The 17,699-nt window shown below is 64.3% G+C and carries 16 protein-coding genes; 13 read left to right on the top strand and 3 right to left on the bottom strand.

Features of this window, described 5'->3' with window-relative positions; all coding sequences use genetic code 11:
* The first annotated feature begins 290 nt into the window (after window positions 1–290).
* From ABIC09_RS15310 to ABIC09_RS15275, 8 genes are all read left to right on the top strand, one after another.
* A complete protein-coding gene (locus ABIC09_RS15310; RefSeq protein WP_502917672.1) occupies window positions 291–626 on the top strand; it encodes a hypothetical protein in 336 nt (111 codons plus the stop codon).
* A gap of 210 nt (window positions 627–836) precedes the next feature.
* A complete protein-coding gene (locus ABIC09_RS15305) occupies window positions 837–1,967 on the top strand; it encodes a helix-turn-helix transcriptional regulator (RefSeq protein ID WP_354109758.1) in 1,131 nt (376 codons plus the stop codon).
* Between the two features lie 37 nt (window positions 1,968–2,004).
* The gene (locus ABIC09_RS15300; protein ID WP_354082253.1) at window positions 2,005–2,826 is read left to right on the top strand and encodes an NAD-dependent protein deacetylase; all 822 of its coding nucleotides are present in this window, start codon (window positions 2,005–2,007) and stop codon (window positions 2,824–2,826) included.
* Window positions 2,827–2,967: 141 nt separating this feature from the next.
* Window positions 2,968–5,052: a hydantoinase/oxoprolinase family protein gene (locus ABIC09_RS15295; protein ID WP_354109757.1), complete on the top strand. Its 2,085-nt coding sequence runs from the start codon at window positions 2,968–2,970 to the stop codon at window positions 5,050–5,052.
* A gap of 2 nt (window positions 5,053–5,054) precedes the next feature.
* Window positions 5,055–6,713 (top strand): hydantoinase B/oxoprolinase family protein, encoded by a 1,659-nt coding sequence (locus ABIC09_RS15290; protein WP_148754026.1) that lies wholly within the window; start codon window positions 5,055–5,057, stop codon window positions 6,711–6,713.
* A 449-nt stretch (window positions 6,714–7,162) separates the two neighbouring features.
* Complete coding sequence (locus ABIC09_RS15285) at window positions 7,163–8,878, top strand: pyrroloquinoline quinone-dependent dehydrogenase (RefSeq protein WP_354109756.1); 1,716 nt, start codon at window positions 7,163–7,165, stop codon at window positions 8,876–8,878.
* A 114-nt stretch (window positions 8,879–8,992) separates the two neighbouring features.
* Complete coding sequence (locus ABIC09_RS15280) at window positions 8,993–9,319, top strand: c-type cytochrome (protein WP_187435180.1); 327 nt, start codon at window positions 8,993–8,995, stop codon at window positions 9,317–9,319.
* Between the two features lie 38 nt (window positions 9,320–9,357).
* Window positions 9,358–10,128 carry a substrate-binding periplasmic protein gene (locus ABIC09_RS15275; protein WP_354032318.1) on the top strand — a complete coding sequence of 257 codons (771 nt, stop codon included), beginning with the start codon at window positions 9,358–9,360 and terminating at the stop codon, window positions 10,126–10,128.
* 67 nt (window positions 10,129–10,195) lie between these two features.
* Here ABIC09_RS15275 and ABIC09_RS15270 read toward each other — a convergent pair whose 3' ends face one another.
* Window positions 10,196–10,840 carry a glutathione binding-like protein gene (locus tag ABIC09_RS15270; RefSeq protein ID WP_354109755.1) on the bottom strand — a complete coding sequence of 215 codons (645 nt, stop codon included), beginning with the start codon at window positions 10,838–10,840 and terminating at the stop codon, window positions 10,196–10,198.
* 107 nt (window positions 10,841–10,947) lie between these two features.
* Between ABIC09_RS15270 and ABIC09_RS15265 the strand changes: the two genes are divergently transcribed.
* Complete coding sequence (locus tag ABIC09_RS15265) at window positions 10,948–11,616, top strand: TetR/AcrR family transcriptional regulator (RefSeq protein WP_354109754.1); 669 nt, start codon at window positions 10,948–10,950, stop codon at window positions 11,614–11,616.
* Window positions 11,617–11,621: 5 nt separating this feature from the next.
* On the opposite strand, the gene ABIC09_RS15260 is transcribed toward ABIC09_RS15265, so the two are convergent.
* Together ABIC09_RS15260 and ABIC09_RS15255 are read right to left on the bottom strand one after the other, a co-directional pair.
* Window positions 11,622–13,589: a methyl-accepting chemotaxis protein gene (locus tag ABIC09_RS15260; protein ID WP_354109753.1), complete on the bottom strand. Its 1,968-nt coding sequence runs from the start codon at window positions 13,587–13,589 to the stop codon at window positions 11,622–11,624.
* A gap of 109 nt (window positions 13,590–13,698) precedes the next feature.
* Complete coding sequence (locus ABIC09_RS15255) at window positions 13,699–14,664, bottom strand: 2-hydroxyacid dehydrogenase (RefSeq protein ID WP_148754020.1); 966 nt, start codon at window positions 14,662–14,664, stop codon at window positions 13,699–13,701.
* Window positions 14,665–14,808: 144 nt separating this feature from the next.
* On the opposite strand from ABIC09_RS15255, the gene ABIC09_RS15250 reads away from it, so the two are divergent.
* From ABIC09_RS15250 to ABIC09_RS15235, 4 genes are all read left to right on the top strand, one after another.
* Complete coding sequence (locus ABIC09_RS15250; protein ID WP_014492384.1) at window positions 14,809–15,177, top strand: YciI family protein; 369 nt, start codon at window positions 14,809–14,811, stop codon at window positions 15,175–15,177.
* On the top strand, window positions 15,174–16,475 hold the full coding sequence (locus tag ABIC09_RS15245) for an RNA polymerase sigma factor (protein ID WP_354109752.1): 1,302 nt from the start codon (window positions 15,174–15,176) through the stop codon (window positions 16,473–16,475). Before ABIC09_RS15250 ends, ABIC09_RS15245 begins: the two co-directional genes overlap by 4 nt.
* 101 nt (window positions 16,476–16,576) lie before the next feature.
* The gene (locus tag ABIC09_RS15240; RefSeq protein ID WP_148754018.1) at window positions 16,577–17,113 is read left to right on the top strand and encodes an SRPBCC family protein; all 537 of its coding nucleotides are present in this window, start codon (window positions 16,577–16,579) and stop codon (window positions 17,111–17,113) included.
* A 98-nt stretch (window positions 17,114–17,211) separates the two neighbouring features.
* Window positions 17,212–17,625 carry a VOC family protein gene (locus ABIC09_RS15235; RefSeq protein ID WP_148754017.1) on the top strand — a complete coding sequence of 138 codons (414 nt, stop codon included), beginning with the start codon at window positions 17,212–17,214 and terminating at the stop codon, window positions 17,623–17,625.
* The last annotated feature ends 74 nt before the right edge of the window (window positions 17,626–17,699 follow it).

Raw genomic sequence — 17,699 nt, 5'->3', positions numbered from 1 at the left:
GTGATCCGAAAAAGTGTGAAGCGGCTTCCTGAAAACTTCATGCTCCAACAAGGAGCTAAAAACGCCATGACGATCCAACCTGATCTTATAGCGCGTTAACCCGCCGCCCGGACGAGATCAACATTGAGGCCGGCCGCGCCACCGCCGGACCGGGCGCCGCCGCCGACGTCAGGCGCGCCCGCTGCGGCCCGGCGACGGCCACGCCAACAAGACCGGGAACTACACCGTGCTGCGCGATCTCAGCGCGCCCGGATTCCAGACGAACACCGCCGCAAAGCTTGCGGAGATATTTGCCAAGCAGCGCGGCGACAAAGCTCGATCTCTCCGGCGTCGCTGTCATCGATCCGCAATTGTCGCTGCTGCCGCAGATCGAGCCGAACGGTCTCCTGCACATGGCAGGATTTTTTCCGTCGGCGCCGTCGCAGGTGAACTTCGAGCTGTTGTTTGCGCCGGTCGAAGGGCAATGGCGCGTGTTCGGTGTTTCCTTGTCGGTCGGCCAATCCGCCCCCGTGGCGCCGCCGGCGCCTGAGGCTCCGCCGGGCAAGGCCGTCGTCTCGCAGAAGCAATCCACGCCGCCGAAACCGAGCGTGCCTGCAAAACAGCCGGCCCCGTCCGCGACGCAGTGATGGTGAACGGAACTGACGCGGCTTTGCTCAACGATGGAGCAGGGCGGTCCGCCTCTTGAGTCCAACTGGCGGCGCCATGCCGCTTCATCGCGCAACGCGCTTCTCAATATTCGTGCATGCGGAGTTTTGCAGCGGTCATGCACCTTGTGGTACGGTGCGACTGAAGGCGCGAATGCCCTGCAAATTGTTCGGAATGATGAAGAGCTGGTTGTGACGTCTGAAGCTGCTCTGCTGTCAGAGCTGATCGGTCTGATTTACGATGCCGCGCTCGACCCCGCACTTTGGCCCCGTGCCCTGGAGCAGGCCTGCCTGTTCGTCGGCGGCTCCTCCGGCGCCTTGTTCTGGCACGACGCAGCCACCGAGCAAACCGCAGTGCTGCACCTCTTCAATGAAGAGCCGCACTACACAAAGCTCTATCTCGAGAAATATCTTCCTCTAAATCCGTGCTTTCCGGCCGCCACTTTCTGCGAGGCTGGTCTCGTCTATGCATCCACCGATTTCGTCCCGTTCGAGGAAATGGCGGAGACGCGCTTCTATGAAGAGTGGATGAAGCCGCAGGACATGATCGATGCGCTCGGGTCGAATCTGGAGAAGGGGGCCACCAATTCATCGATCATCAGCGTCCGGCTGCATGAAAAGGACGGCCTCGCCGATCCCGACAATCGGCGCCGCTTTGCGCTGATCGTGCCGCATTTCCAGCGAGCCGTGTCGATCGGGCGGTTGTTCGATCAGAGCAAGACAGCTCAGGCGGTGCTGACCCAGACGCTCGACAGCGTGGCGGCCGCGGTCTTCCTGGTCGGTCCCAATGGACGCCTTGTCTTCACCAATGAACCGGCTCGGCTCATCCTCGACCGGGGCGGGCTGCTCATCGAGCGAAAGGGAGCTTTGACCGTGACGGCGCCCGAGGCGCAGCGTGCGCTGCGCGAGGCGCTTTTCGCCGCCGAGAACGGCAATACCACCTCTGACAACGGCGGCTCGATTCCGATCGTCAGCGCGCAGGGCCGCTGGTTTGTCGATGTGCTGCCATTGACCTCGGGCGACCGCCGGCGCACCGGGGCGCTGCATTCGGCGGTGGCCGCCGTCTTCGTCCGCAAGACCTCGCCTGCAAGCCCGCCGCCGCTGGAAGCGCTGGCAAAGCTCTACAATCTCACGGCCAGCGAGATCCGTGTGCTTGATGGCGTCATGAAGGTGAGCGGGGTGAAGGCCCTCGCCGAGGCCCTCGGGCTGACGCAGGCCACCGTCAAGACGCATCTCCACAATGTCTTCCGCAAGACCGGCACGGCGCGGCAGAGCGAGCTCGTGAAGCTGATCGCGGGATTCGAGCCGTCGGAACGGTGCTGATCTGGCAAAACCGGCCTGCGCAGACTACATCTGCGCCATGGCAAAACCTCCGCTGGCAAACCGTCCGCTCGAAGATTTCGTCGGCCGCCACGAAAATCTGTTCGTGCTGACCGGCGCCGGCTGCAGCACAAATTCGGGGATTCCCGATTACCGAGACAGCCACGGCAACTGGAAGCGGACCCAGCCGGTCAACTTCCAGGCTTTCATGTCGGAAGAGCAGACGCGCCAGCGCTATTGGGCGCGCAGCCTGATCGGCTGGCGGCGGTTCGGCCAGGCGCGGCCGAACGATGCGCATCATGCGCTCGCGCGGCTCGAGGCGAGCGGGCGCTGCGGCATGCTGCTGACCCAGAATGTCGACCGGCTGCATCAATCCGCCGGCCACCGGCAGGTGATCGATTTGCATGGCCGGCTCGATCTCGTCCGCTGCATGGGCTGCGGGGCTAAGACGCCGCGCAACGAATTCCAGGATGCGCTTGGCCGCGCCAATGCGGGATGGCTGACGCTCGATGCGGCGGACGCGCCTGACGGCGACGCCGACCTTGAGCATGCGGATTTCTCGTCGTTCAAGGTGCCTCCTTGCGAAGCCTGCGGCGGCATCCTCAAGCCCGACGTGGTGTTTTTCGGCGAGAACGTCCCGCGCGACGTGGTCGCGACCGCGCAGGATCATCTGTCGCAGGCCGACGCCATGCTGATCGTCGGCTCATCGCTGATGGTCTATTCCGGCTTCCGCTTCGTGAAGGCTGCCGCAGATCGTCAGATTCCGATCGCCGCGGTCAATCTTGGACGCACTCGCGCCGACGATCTCCTCACGCTCAAGGTCGAGGAGCGCTGCGAGGCGGCGCTTGCATTCCTGCTCTGAACTCGCGCGAAGCGAACACGTCTTGCCTATTGCATGGGTGCCAAGCAGAATAGCCGGGCGCAGCGTCGCCGGCACGCTCGATGGCATGGAATTTGCTGCGTTTTCACCCCGATCTTGACGATCAGCACGGAGAATTTTGGAATGTTTGAGGGAGCCGAAATGCGGCTTGCCGTTGATATCGGTGGCACGTTCACCGACATCGTGCTGGACGTGGGTGAGGTGCGCAAAACGCGCAAGTTGCTGACGACGCCGCAGCGGCCGGAGCAGGCGGTGCTGGATGGCATGCGGCTCATCCTTACCGATGCGCGCGCGCATATCAGCGACATCGACGTGTTCATCCACGGCACGACGCTCGCGACCAACGCCATCATCGAGCGGCGCGGCGCCAAGACCGCGCTGATCGCGACCGACGGTTTTCGCGACGTGCTCGATATCGGCACCGAGAGCCGCTACGACCAGTATGACCTCGGCATCGACAAGCCGAAGCCGCTGGCGCCGCGCAGCCTGCGCTTCACCGTGCCAGAGCGCATCGACGCGCACGGCGCGGTCCGCCTCCCGCTGGATGAAGCAGCCGTGCGCGCGCTCGCGCCGAAATTGCGTGAGCTGAAGGTCGAAAGCGTCGCGATCGCGTTCCTGCATTCCTACGCCAATCCCGAGCACGAGCGCCGCACGGCTGCGATCATCAGTGAGGAGATGCCCGGCATCTCCGTGACGGTGTCCTCCGCGGTGTGCCCCGAGATCCGCGAATATGAGCGCACCTCGACTGCGGTTGCCAACGCCTATGTGCAGCCGCTGATCGACGGCTATCTCGCCCGCATGTCCGATGCCTTGCAGGTCGAGCAGTATCGCGGTGCCATCTATCTCGTGACCTCCGGCGGCGGTGTCACCTCGATCGAGACGGCGCGGCGCTTTCCGGTGCGTCTTGTCGAATCCGGCCCTGCCGGCGGCGCGATTTTTGCGGCGCAGATCGCGGCGCGTCTTGGCGAGAGCAAGGTGCTGTCCTTCGACATGGGCGGCACCACCGCAAAGATCTGCCTGATCGAAAAATATCAACCCGAGACCTCGCGCGTGTTCGAGGTCGATCGCGCCGCGCGCTTCCTGAAAGGCTCAGGCCTGCCGGTGCGCATCCCCGTGATCGAGATGGTCGAGATCGGCGCCGGTGGCGGCTCGATCGCCCATGTTGACGCCATGAAGCGTGTCACCGTCGGCCCCGAGAGTGCGTCTTCTGAACCGGGACCGGCCTGCTACGGCCGCGGCGGCCAGCGTCCGGCCGTGACTGATGCCGACGTTGCGCTCGGCATGATCGATCCCGATGCTTTTGCGGGCGGCACGATCAAGCTAGATTCAGAGCTTTCGAAGCAAGCGCTGCTACGCAGCGTCGGCGAGCCGCTTGGCTTGTCGGCGGAAACTGCGGCCTATGCCGTGCACGAGGTCGTCTGCGAGAACATGGCGAGCGCTGCGCGCGTGCACGCGGTCGAACGCGGCGAGATCGTTGGCCAGCACACGCTGATCGCCTTTGGCGGTGCCGCGCCGCTCCATGCCGCGCGCGTCGCCGAGAAGATCGGTGTCTCCCGGGTGATCGTGCCCTCGAATGCCGGCGTCGGTTCGGCGGTCGGATTCCTTGCGGCTCCCATCGCCTATGAACTCGTGCGTAGCCGCCACGTCCGGCTCGATGACTTCGACACGGGTGCAGTCTCCGACCTGCTTCAGGAGATGGTGACCGAAGCACGTGCGCTGGTCGAGCCCGGCGCTGCCGGCCAACTGGTGCGCGAACGTCGCGCGGCCTTCATGCGCTATGTCGGCCAGGGCCACGAGATCACCGTCGAGCTGCCGAACCGGCCGCTGACATCAGCCGATCTCGCCGGCCTGCGCCAAAAATTCGAGGCGGACTATTCGGCGATGTTCGAGCGTCCGATCCCGGGCGCGGCGATCGAGGTGCTGAGCTGGTCGGTGCTCGCGACCACCGAAGCGCGCAATCCGCCCACGGTTGCGGCCGTGACACGCAAGCCCGCGGATAAAGCCTCCGGCAGCCGCAAATTCTTCGACGGCCGCGCAGGCGAGGTGATCGAGATCCCGCTCTATCGCCGCGAGGACATGGCGCCCGGCGCGACGATTGCGGGCCCTGCCGTGATCGCCGAGGACGAGACCTCCACCTTCGTCTCGAACAGTTTTGACGCCCATATCGACGGTGCCGGCAGCATCGTCATGGAACGAAAGGCGGCCTGATCATGAGCAAGGCAAGTGGCGCGAGCCTGATCGACCTTCAGATCATGTGGCACCGGCTGATCGCCGTGGTTGAGGAGCAGGCGCAGGTGCTGCTGCGCACCGCCTTCAGCCCCATCGTGCGCGAATGCGGCGATCTCTCCGCCGGCGTGTTCGACCTCAGGGGGCGAATGCTGGCGCAGGCGGTGACGGGCACGCCCGGTCACGTCAACTCGATGGCGGAATCGGTCAAGCACTTCATCAATCATTTCCCGCTGGAGACGATGAAGGAAGGCGACGCCTACATCACCAACGATCCCTGGATGGGCACCGGCCATCTCAACGACTTCGTCGTCACCACGCCCTGCTTCAAGGACGGCAAAATCGTCGCGCTGTTCTCCTGCACCAGCCATCTCATGGACATCGGCGGCATCGGCTTCGGGCCTGATGCCACCGACGTGTTCATGGAGGGGCTCTACATCCCCATGCTGAAGCTGATCGACCAGGGCGTCGTCAACGAGACGCTGATGGCGATGATCCGCACCAACACGCGGTTGCCGATCGATACCGAGGGCGACACCTATTCGCTCGCCGGCTGCAACGATGTCGGCTGCGAGCGCCTGGTCGAGATGATGACCGAATTCGAGATCGAGACGCTCGACGAGCTCGGCGACTACATCTGCGACCGCTCGCGCGAGGCGGTGCTGGCAGAGATCGCGAAGCTGCCGAAGGGGACGTGGCGCAACAGCATGGTGGTCGACGGCTATGACGCGCCGGTCACGCTGGCGGCGACGCTGACGATCTCGGATACTGGCATTCACGTCGATTTCGACGGCACCTCGGCCGCCTCGAAGTTCGGCATCAACGTGCCGCTCTCCTACACCACGGCCTATACCGTGTTCGGCCTCGGTTGCGTCGTCGCCTCGCAGATCCCGAACAATGCCGGCTCGCTCTCGCCGCTGACGGTGTCGGCGCCTGCTGGCGCGATCCTCAATGCGCCGAAGCCGGCGCCCGTGGCGTCGCGTCACATCGTCGGCCAGATGCTGCCCGACGTGGTGTTCGGCTGCCTGCGCCAGATCATTCCCGAGCGCGTGCCGGCGGAAGGCACCTCGTGCCTGTGGAATCTCAATGTGCGCGGACAGACCCGCTCGGGGGCTGGCGGCAATTACGGGTTCTCGATGGCTGTCACCAGCAATGGCGGCACCGGCGCGCGCTTCGGTAAGGACGGGCTGTCGGCCACCGCCTATCCCAGCGGCGTGCGCGGCACGCCGGTCGAGATCGCGGAGACGCAGACGCCGCTGATCTTCTGGCGCAAGGAGCTGCGCCCGGATTCCGGCGGGGCAGGACGCACCCGCGGCGGCCTCGGCCAGATCATCGAGGTCGGCACCGGCATCGATGCGCCCTTCGACATCCTCGCGGCCTTCGATCGCATCGACCATCCGCCACGCGGACGCGATGGCGGCCAGAACGGCGAGGCTGGTTATGTCGGCCTGAAGTCCGGCCAGAAGATGCGTGGCAAGGGCTTTCAGACCGTGCCGCGCGATGATCGCCTGGTGGTGATGACGCCGGGTGGCGCCGGGATCGGCGATCCCCGGGAGCGTATGCCGGAAAGCGTGCGCGACGACCTCGAAAGCGGATTGGTGTCTTCAGACAATGCCGCGGCGATCTATGGGCGTGCGGGGTGAGGTGACTCGACTCCATCGCCTGTGTCGCGCCGCTCTATCTCATCGTGATGATCGACTTCGTGCTGCTGCCGACGACCTGGCCGAGCATCGCCATGATGGTGCCGAAAGTGCTTTACGGCTAACCCGCGTCAGTCCGGGATTGGTCGATTGAGACGAAACGGTCAGTGCCGCTGCCGTTTCAAATGGGCTCTCGCGCGTCGAATTCGCGCCGCGCATGCGTTCCGTCTTTGCACTCCCTGCGTTCCGGCGTACGCTATGCCTGCGAGCAGAAGCGCAATAGCAATCACTCCGTTGAACGTAACTCCTTTGGCGATATGCGCCGAAAGGCGGGGATATTCGTTGGCAGATCATGTCCGATGGAGAGCAATCGACGCGTACTGAACTGCAGACGCCCCTCGCAGCGGCGCTCATCACGCAATCCATAAACACGAAAGCGGGAGGAAGTGCATATGAGGAAGCAGTGGCTTAACTCGGGTTTACCTGTTCTTGTCGGCGCGACGCTTGCGGCGTCGGCGGCGTTGGCTCAAACCGTGGATACGGCCCGGATCGAGGCCGGCGGTCAGAACGATTGGCTCACCTATCACGGTTCATACAAATCCTATCACTACAGCCCGCTCGCGCAGATCAATGCGAACAATGTCGGCAATCTGGGCGTAGCCTGGATACACATTCCCGGACGATCGACGCGTGGCCTGCAGTCAATGCCGCTCGTGGCCGACGGCGTGCTCTTTTACTCGGGTTCTTACAGCCGTGTCTTTGCGCTGAACGGCACGACGGGCGAGGTGATCTGGTCGTTCTTTCCGGAGCTGGATGAGGCGCTGATCAGCCGACAGACCCACTCTCCTTACAACCGCGGCGTAGCTCTCGGTGAAGGCAAGGTCTTCGTCGGTACGATGGATGGTCGTCTCATCGGGCTGGATGCGAAGACGGGAAAGGTCCTCTGGGACACCAAGCTGATCGACTCGCAGAAGCTCACGGTCGGCTTCACCGGCGCGCCGCTTTACGCGAAGGGGAGCGTGATTATCGGCGCGCAAGGTGGTGAATGGCCGGGCCGTGGCCCGATCTTCGCTGTGGATGCCGCCACCGGCAAGAAGAAGTGGGAGTTCCTGACGGTCGCAGGCACCGACGAGGCCATGAAGACCTGGGGCAGCGATTCCTGGCGCACCGGCGGTGGTGGCGGCTGGATGCCGGGCACCTACGATTCCGAGACCAGCACCATCCTGTGGGGCACCGCAAACCCGGCGCCGCTCTACGATTGGTCAGGCGCTGATTACAAGACGCAAGGTGCGCGTCCCGGCGACAATCTCTATACGAGTTCGGTGATCGGTCTCGATATCGATACCGGCAAGCTGAAATTCTACCATCAGGAACTGCCGCACGACGCCTGGGACTTCGACAGCGCGGTCGGCGAGTTCGTGATGCTCGAGCGCGACGGCCAGAAGTACGTGGTTCATCCGAACAAGAGCGGCTACATCTTCGTCTATGACCGCAATCTCGGTTTGAAGAACGTCTGGCGGATCACCCAGAACAGCAATTTTGTGAAGGACATTGATCCCAAGACGGGTGAGCTGATCGGTCGTCGCGACTTCTCCGCCGGCAAGGTTTCCGAGCCGTTGTGCCCGCACATTTCCGGTGGGGTGAGCTTTAACGCCGGGTCGTACAACCCGAAGACGGGGCTCTATTACAAGCTCGGCCAGGAATGGTGCATGACGCTCGAGGTTCTGAAGACGACTCCGATCGTTGCTCCTCAGGCTCAGCTCAACATCGGCGCCGACTTCAAGATCGCGCCGCCGCCTGGCGGTGAAATCTATGGCCATCTCGACGCGCGCGACCCCATCACCGGCGCCAAGAAGTGGGAAGTCCGCTACCCTGAGCCACCGCTCGGAAGCGTCTTGTCGACCGGAGGCAATCTCGTGTTCGTGCCGGATTCGCGGGGTACAGTTCATGCCTACGATGCCGAATCCGGGACCGAGCTGTGGAATCACTCTGACGGCACCGGCCATCAGGGCGGAATCATCAGCTACTCCGCCGGCGGCAAGCAGTATATCGCGGTGACCGCTGGCTTTGGCGGCATGGCATCGGACGATTACGCGCCGACCTTCGGCGGCGTCTACAAGAGCATGCCGCGCGACGATGGCGCGCTGATCGTCTACAGCTTGAAATAGGTCGCTCCGAAGACCTGTCGGGGAGCGGGGACACTCCCGCTCCCCACGCATTTCAGTGCCTGATGAGGCTTTGCGAAAACGGAGCGGGACCCCGTGAAATCGAATTTGGGGAAAATGACGTTGCTGCCGGCGGCACTGGCCGTCTCGGTGGCATGTGCCGTGCCGGTCCATGCGCAGTCTGCCACTCCTGCGCCGGACGGGGAGACATTCGACGTCGGGCAGTTGTTTGCAACGACCTGTGGCTGGTGTCATTCCGATGGAGGGCGCGCGGCCGGCAAGGGGCCGCAGCTCATGAATACGACCCACGACGATGATTATCTTCGCAGCCGCATCAAGAACGGTAAGCCAGGTGCGATGCCCGCATTCGGCGAGACCTTCAGCGACGCGCAGATCGACCAGATCATCACATACATCCGGCAACTCAAGCCGCACGAGGGCTGAGCCGCCGAGAACCCTATCCATCCAAATGAGGACGCGTAATGAAGGCAATTGTCCCGGTCATCGTTTGTGCCGCCATCGTTCTATCGGGACCGGCGCAGGCGCGAACCCTGGACGCGATCCGCTCGAGTGGCGAGATCGGGCTATGCGCGCATCCCAACTCGCTTCCCTTTGCGCGCAAGGCCGGCGATCCGCCCGGCTTTCAGGTCGAGTTGGGCCAGGCGCTGGCACGCGAACTCGGTGTCTCGCTGCGGCTCGACTGGATCATCACGCAGTACCAAATGCGTAGCGCGGGCTGCGACATTGTTCTGGACGTTATCGCCGACCGTGAAGCGCAAGGCGAAACCCGCTTGAGGATCTCCAAGCCCTATTATCGAACGGGCGTCGCACTCGCCGTGCCGTCATCCAGCACGCTCGCCTCGTTCCAGGGCCTCAACCAGCATACCAAGGTGGGGGTGCAGGTCGGATCCGTCGCAGCCATGATCATCGGTCAGCGGCACGTGCCCACATCGACCTTCGGCTTCGAGAGCGACAGCCTCGACGCCGTGTCGAACCATGAGATCGACGCTGCCGCGGTCACGCCCACGGCGGCGAGCTATTTCAATCTGACGCATCCGGACAAGGCACTCCGCATCCTGGATCGCGACGAGAGCGTGGCTGATCTCAACTGGAATGTCGCCGTCGGCATGGTCCGTCCGGATGATGCGTTGCGCGAAGCCATCGACGGAGCGCTGGAACGGCTGCGGAACGAAGGCACGATCGATCGGATATACGGTCGCTATGGGATCGTGCTGCAAGCGCCGAGGAGCTGAACGGCTCAAAAGAACGACGCCGTCCCGGGCCGACAGGGAACGACGTCGCTGGTATGTGAGCTTTGGCTTACGCCGCCGCCTTCTTCCGCGCCTGCTCGACCTTGTACAGCTCGAACTCCTCCGCGATCGCTTTCGCGATCGAGGGCCGCGTCCGTAGCCGATCGTAATAGGCCCTCACGTTCGGCCATTTGGCAAGCTCGATCGGCGGCGTCGCCATGGTCCAGTTGATGACCGTGACGAGATAGGCGTCGGCAACGCTGAAATGGTCGAGCAGGTAGTCGCGGCCCTTCAGGTAGTTATCGAGATAGTCGAGCCGCGACAGGTTTTTCTCCAGCACATAGGCCTTGACCTCCTGCGGCGCCTTGCGGTCGAGCACGGGGATGAACAGGCCCTTGTGCAGCTCGGTGCCGATGAAGCAGAGCCATTGATGCAAGCGCGTCCGATCGATGCCCGCCGCCGCGCCGAGGCCGGACTGCGGAAATCGGTCAGCGACATATTGCAGGATCGCGGCGTTCTCGGTCAGCACCACGCCCTCGTCGGTGCGCAGCGTCGGCACCAGGCCGATCGGATTGACGGTGCGAAAGTCGGAGCCGTCGTTGAGCACCTTCTTGGTCGGCGGATCGACTTCGAGATAATTCGCCTCGGCGCCGGCTTCATAGAGCGCGACGCGCGTCGCCATGGAGCAGGCGAGCGGGGAGAAATAAAGATCCATCGTGGGCCTCCTTGGGCAATTCTCTTTGTGAGTGTCGCTCAACCTGGCCAGATTGATTTTTGTACCATCTTGCATATTATGGGTGCGGTCAAGGATTAATTTGCGACATGGTACAAAAATCGAAGCCGCCAGCTGCTGCCACTGCGCCCGAGCGCCGCGGCGAGCCAAAGCGCCGCGGACGGCCGCGCGGCTATGAGCCCGACGTCGCGCTCGGCAAGGCGCTCGACCTGTTTCGCAGGCAGGGTTTTGCCGCGACGTCGCTCGACGATCTCAGCGAAGCCACTGGCATGAACCGGCCGAGCCTCTACGGCGCCTTCGGCGACAAGCGCGAGCTCTACATCAAGAGCTACCAGCGCTACCGCGACGACGCGCGCGCCTCGATGGCCGAGATCTTTCGCGAGGAGATGCCGGTGCGTCAGCGCCTGGAGGGCATCTTCGCATGCGCGCTGAACATCTATCTCTCCGGCGAAACCGGTCCTCGCGGCTGCTTTACCGTGGTGACCGCGGCCTCCGAAGCGGTTGGCGATCCCGACATCCGCGCGATGGTTCTGGATGGACTGAGCGAGCTCGACAAGGCTTTTGCGAATTGCTTTCGCCGCGCCAGGGAGAAGGGCGAGCTGCCGGAGAGTGCCGATCCGGTCGTGCTGGCGCAGCTTGCATCCGCAACTGTGCACTCGATTGCTATCCGCTCCCGCGCGCGCGTCTCGCGCAAGGAGCTGGAGGCCATTGTGAATGGCGCAATTGATGTGATGGTGGGAGCCAAGCTTAAGCCTTAGCCCCGTTACGCAGCCCGGATCTGTGCGAGGAAACGATCCACCTCGTCGCGCAGGCGCTGCGACTGCTTTGACAGCTCGATCGCCGAGACCAGTACCTCTTCCGCGGCCGTGCCCGTGGCGGCGATGCCGTCGGTGACGCCGGCGATGTTCTGCGAGACCTCGCCGGTGCGCGCGGCGGCCTGCTGGACATTCTGCGCGATCTCCTGCGTCGCCGTGCCCTGCTGACCGACGGCTGCCGCGATCGCGGCGGAGATTTCGTCGACTTGCTGGATCGTCGCGCAGATCGACTGGATGCCCTCGACAGCGCCGGTGGTTTCGCCCTGAACGGCCGTCACCTGCGCGCCGATCTCTTCCGTCGCCTTCGCGGTCTGGGTCGCGAGCGCCTTGACCTCGGAGGCGACCACCGCAAAGCCGCGACCGGCTTCGCCCGCGCGCGCCGCCTCGATCGTCGCATTCAGCGCCAGCAGATTGGTCTGCCCGGCGATGCCATTGATGAAGGAGACGACGTCACCGATTTTTTGCGCGGCCTCTGCCAGGCTCTGCACCCGTTCGTTGGACTGCCGGCCGTCGCTGGCGGCCTTGCCCACCACTTCGGTCGCATGGGCAAGGCGGCGGCTGATCTCGGTCATCGACGAGGACAGCTCTTCCGCTGCGGCCGCCACCGTCTGCACGTTCTCCGAGGCGAGCGCCGAGGCCGACGACACCGCACGGGTCCGATTGCGCGACTGCTCGACGATATCGGACATCGAGCGCGCGGTGTGCTCCATCTCGACCGCGGCCGAGGACACCGTGGTGACGACGTCGCGGATGCTGGCCTCGAAATTGTTGGCGAGCGCTGCAAAGGCGCGCCGCTTCTCGGCCTCGGACTGCGCCTTGGCCTCGAGCTGATCGGCCTGGAGCTTGCTGAAATTGACGGCGTTGTCACGGAATACCGCGACCGCCTTCACCATCGCGCCGACCTCGTCGTTCGCCTTGCTTTCGGGGACCGCGACGTCGAGCCGGCCGTCGGCGAGCTCGCGCATCACGCTGGTGATGGAGAGGATCGGCCGCGAGATGCCGCGGGCGATGAGATAGCCGACGATCGCAGCCAGCACGAGCCCGAGCGCGGCGATGGCGATTGCGAGCATCCACGCACGGTCGGCGGAGGCCACGTAATCGGCGTTGTCCATCACCAGCTCGACGGCGCCGAGCGGTTTTCCGGAGAAGTCCTTGATCGGCCCGAGCAGCGCGGCAATCGGCGTCGCGTCGAGCTTACCCTGCTTCACGGTGAACCCGCCGCCGGCGGCGCGGCCATAATCTGCCGCGTCGAAGAAGCTCTTGCCCTTCAGCGTGCCGCCGAACAGCTTGAAGCCCGTGCCATCGGCGAGATGGAAGGTGATGTCGACATGGCGGTTGAGCTTGAAATCGTCGAGGAAGGACTGCCCGAAGCTCAGGCCGAATTCCACCGAACCGAGATGTTTGCCGGCTTGTGCAATCGGCACCACCCCGCGGATGCCGAGCCCGGCGACGCCGCCTTCGAGGCCGATCACGACCTTGTGGTCCTGATTGGCGTCGACGACGGTCTTGCGGAAGCTTGAGAGGTCGTCGCCGAACTTCGCCGGCTGGTGCACGCGCAGGAAGGAGGTCGCAGGCGGCGTATGGAACTGGAACTGCTCGACGCCGTATTCCGACTTGGTGGCGGCAAACACCGGCCCGAACAAGCGCACCAGCGCCTCGCGATCCTGCTTGGCCATCGCCTCCTGCGTCGCTGGCATCGCGGCCACGACGGCGCTCATGGCGGCGGCGCGATGGGACTCTTCCGCGATCCGCGACAGCAGCGCATCATAATGGCTGCGCAGCTCGCGCTGGTCGGCGCGGTCGATGATGCCCGCGATGATCCACATGGCCCCGAGTACGGCAATCAGCGCGGTCGCCGCCGCCGTCAGCGCCAGCGCAACCGTAATCCGCATCCTGAGGCCGAGGCTCGCGCGCATGTCCGACTCGTTCGTTGAGCGTTGATTAACAATGCCTATCAACTTCTCGCTAAGAGAGCGTGAACGAGGTGGAGAACGGGGTAGTGTGAGGTAGAGACGCTGAGGAGCCCTAATACCCCCGCCCCAGATCCACGACATTCTCCAGCGCGCCACCCGCCTCGAACCTTGCGATCTGCTCGGCGACGTAGGCCGAGATCGCATCCGCGTCGGTGTCGGCGGCGTTGTGTGGGGTCAGCATGACCTTGGGATGGGTCCAGAACCGGCTGTCGTTCGGCTGCGGCTCCTGGACGAAGACATCGAGCGAGGCCGCACCCAACGTGCCGTCGTCGAGGCAGGCGAGGATGTCGGCTTCGTTCTGCAAGCCGCCACGGCCGGCATTGATGAGCACCGGCGCGCCGAGCGGGCTCGCACGGTTGAGCTTTGTGAAGACGTCACGGTTGAGGATGCCGTTTGTGTCAGGCGTCAGCGGCAATAGCGACACCAGGATGTCGGTCTTGCGCAGGAACGCATCCATTCCGGCCGTGCCGTGGAAGCACTCGACGCCCTCGATCGAGCGCGGGCTGCGGCTCCAGCCGGCGACGCGAAAGCCGAGCTGCCGCAGCACATCGGCCGCGTCTGCGCCGAGCGTGCCGAGGCCCATGACGCCGACCGTGACCGCGCTCGCCGGCCACTGATATTTCGGCTCCCAGCGTTTCGCGCGCTGCGAGTCCCGCAGGTAGAGCTCCTGGCGGTGGTGCATCAGCACGTGCAGCACGACATATTCGGTCATGCGGTTGGTGAGGTCGGGCACGGCGACACGCACCAGCGGCACGTTGGGCAGGCTCTTGTCCGCCATCAGCGCATCGACACCGGCGCCGAGATTGAAGATCGCCCGCAGATTGGGGAAAGAGCCGAGGTCGCCCGGTACCGGCTTCCACACTGCGGCATAGTGTATCTCGGCCGGATCGAGCCCGGCATCCGGCAGCAGCACCACGCGGCGGCCGCCGCAGACCGCGTCGAATCGGGCCTTCCAGCGCTCCGGCAGCCAGTTCTGCTGCGTGCTGTTGATCAGGACGGCCAGTATGCCCAGGGTCATTCGAAGTGCCTCATAAGGTTCCGCTTTTGAAGGCTCTCCTTGGCACGATCTGCCGGATTTTTCTCGCAAATTTTTTCCGCAGCCCTGTCGGGGCGGGGCATAGTGGATCGTCTTTAAAACAAGCGTTCAGGGAAGGTGCTGCCCATGCTTTATGCGATCCTTTGCTATCACGACGAGGACTTCGTTGGCTCCTGGAGCAAGGACCAGGACGAGGCCGTGATGAAGAAGCTCGCCGTGGTGCAGGATAAGCTCACGCAGCAGGGCCGGCTCGGGCCCGTCGCCCGGCTGCTGCCGACCACGGCGGCGGCGACCTTGCGCAAGGAAGACCCGCCGCTGGTGCTCGACGGCCCCTATGCAGAGACCAAGGAGCAGCTGCTCGGCTTCTACATCGTCGACTGCAAGAACCTCGACGAGGCGCTCGACGTCGCGCGCGACCTCGGCGCGGCCAATCCCGGCGGCGCCTATGAGGTGCGGCCCGTCGGCGTATTCCGGCCCGGAGGAATTTCGGCGTGAGCGAGGCCGATACCGGCTGGATCGAGACCGCGCTGACCTCGGCGCGTCCGCAGGCGGTGGGTGCGCTGCTGCGCTATTTTCGCGATCTCGATACGGCCGAGGAGGCGTTTCAGAACGCCTGCCTGCGTGCGCTGAAAACCTGGCCGCAGAACGGGCCGCCGCGCGATCCCGCAGCCTGGCTGATCATGGTCGGCCGCAACGTCGCGATCGACGAGGTGCGCCGTACCCGCAAGCAGCAGCCGCTGCCCGAGGACGACCAGGCGATCTCGGATCTCGACGACGCCGAAGGGGCGCTCGCCGAACGGCTCGACGGCTCGCACTACCGCGACGATATCTTGCGGCTGATGTTCATCTGCTGCCATCCGCAATTGCCGGCGACGCAGCAGATCGCGCTCGCGCTGCGCATCGTCTCCGGCCTGACCGTGAAGCAGATCGCGCGCGCCTTCCTGGTCTCGGATGCGGCGATGGAGCAGCGCATCACCCGCGCCAAGGCGAAAGTCGCGGAAGCCGGAACGCCGTTCGAAACGCCCGGCGCGATCGAGCGTTCCGAACGCCTCGCCGGTGTCGCCGCGATGATCTATCTGATCTTCAACGAGGGCTATTCGGCAAGCGGCGACACTGCCGAGATCCGCAAGCCGCTGTGCGAGGAAGCGATCCGGCTGGCGCGGTTGTTGCTGCGCTTGTTCCAGGGCGAGCCCGAGATCATGGGCCTGACTGCCCTGATCCTGTTGCAGCACGCGCGCCGCGCCGCGCGCTTCGCCAAGGACGGCTCGCTCATTCTCCTGGACGACCAGGATCGCTCGCTGTGGAACCGCACCATGATCGCGGAGGGCCTCGCGCTGATCGACAAGGCGATGCGCCATCGCCACAGCGGGCCCTACCAGATCCAGGCCGCGATCGCCGCGCTGCATGCGCGTGCGGCGACGCCGGAGGAGACCGACTGGACCCAGATCGACCTGCTCTACGGTGCGCTCGAAGTGGTGCAGCCCTCGCCGGTGGTGACGCTCAACCGCGCGGTCGCGGTCTCCAAGGTGCGCGGGCCGCAGGCCGCGCTCGACCTGATCGAGCCGCTGGCGCCAAAACTTGCCAACTACTTTCATTTTTACGGCGTGCGCGGCGCTTTCCTGATGCAGCTCGGGCGCAACGACGAAGCCCGCATCGCCTTCGACCGCGCCATCGCGTTGGCCAACACCTCGGCCGAGGCCGCCCACATCCGCATGCACATTGATCGCCTGATCCGGGACAGCCAGCCGAAGGGAGCCAATGGCGGCGCCAGGCAGGGCGCGAAGGCCAAGTGATGGCCAAGCGATGGTCAAAGTGACGGCCCAAAATTTCGTCCCGCCGATTGTCGGTTCCCGCCGTCTCCCTTCGTCTTAATCCCATATCCAGGGAGTCCTTCATGCGCAAAGCCATTGCCATCGTCGCTGTCCTGCTCGCGGTTGGGATCGCGGGCATCCTCGTTTTCGCCCTCACCAAACCCGACACGTTTCGTGTCGAGCGCTCGCTCGCGCTGAAGGCGCCGGCCGAGGCGATCTATCCGCTGGTCTCCAACTTCCACTTCTGGACCAGCTGGTCGCCCTATGAAGGGCGCGACCCCGCCATGAAGCGCGCCTTCGGAGGAACCGCGGCAGGAAAGGGCGCGACCTATGCCTGGGACGGCAACAACAATGTCGGCGCCGGCCATATGGAAATCCTCGAGGCGAGCACGCCGTCGAAACTCCGCATCAAGCTCGATTTCGAACGGCCTTTCGAGGGCCACAACACCGCCGAGTTCACCTTTATGCCGCAAGGCGATGCCACACTGGTCACGTGGGCGATGTACGGTCCGGCGCCCTTCATGTCCAAGGTGATGCAGGTCTTCATCAACATGGACACCATGATCGGCAAGGACTTCGAGGCCGGCCTCGCCAGCCTGAAGAAGCTCACCGAGAAGTAGCACCAGCCACCGCCCCAAGGGACTGCCAAGGAACTGCCAAGGAACTGCCAAGGAACTGCCAAGGAAGCGAAGACAAGCAAGCGAAGAGGAGAGAAACGATGCTCAATCCCTATCTGTTCTATCAGGACAATTGCGAAGCGGCATTCAACTTCTACGCCAAGATCTTGGGCGGCAAGATCGACGCCATGATGCGGGCGTCGGACGCGCCGTCGGACATGCCCGCCGCGCCCGGCCGCGAGAAGACAATTATGCATGCGCGGCTGTCGCTGCCCGACGGTAGCGTGTTGATGGCCTCAGACTCGCCGCCCGAGCATGTTCAAAAGCCCCAGGGCTTTTCGATCTCGGTCACGGTCGCGGACCCCGCGGAGGGTGAGCGCAAGTTCAACGCGCTTGCCGACGGCGGCACCGTCACCATGCCCTTCAGCAAGACGTTCTGGGCCAAGGGCTTTGGCATGTGCGTCGACAAGTTCGGCATTCCCTGGATGGTGAACTGCCCCGCCGAAGGAATGTGAGCGCAACGCCCGGCTGATTCCCTGGGCTGCCGCTTCCTCTCTCGATTGTCTTGAGAGAGGGAGCGCGCGCCTCA

It is taken from the genome of Bradyrhizobium sp. S3.12.5 (assembly GCF_040548225.1).
Lineage (GTDB): Bacteria > Pseudomonadota > Alphaproteobacteria > Rhizobiales > Xanthobacteraceae > Bradyrhizobium > Bradyrhizobium cytisi.
This window is presented reverse-complemented; position numbering and strand designations above follow the sequence as displayed.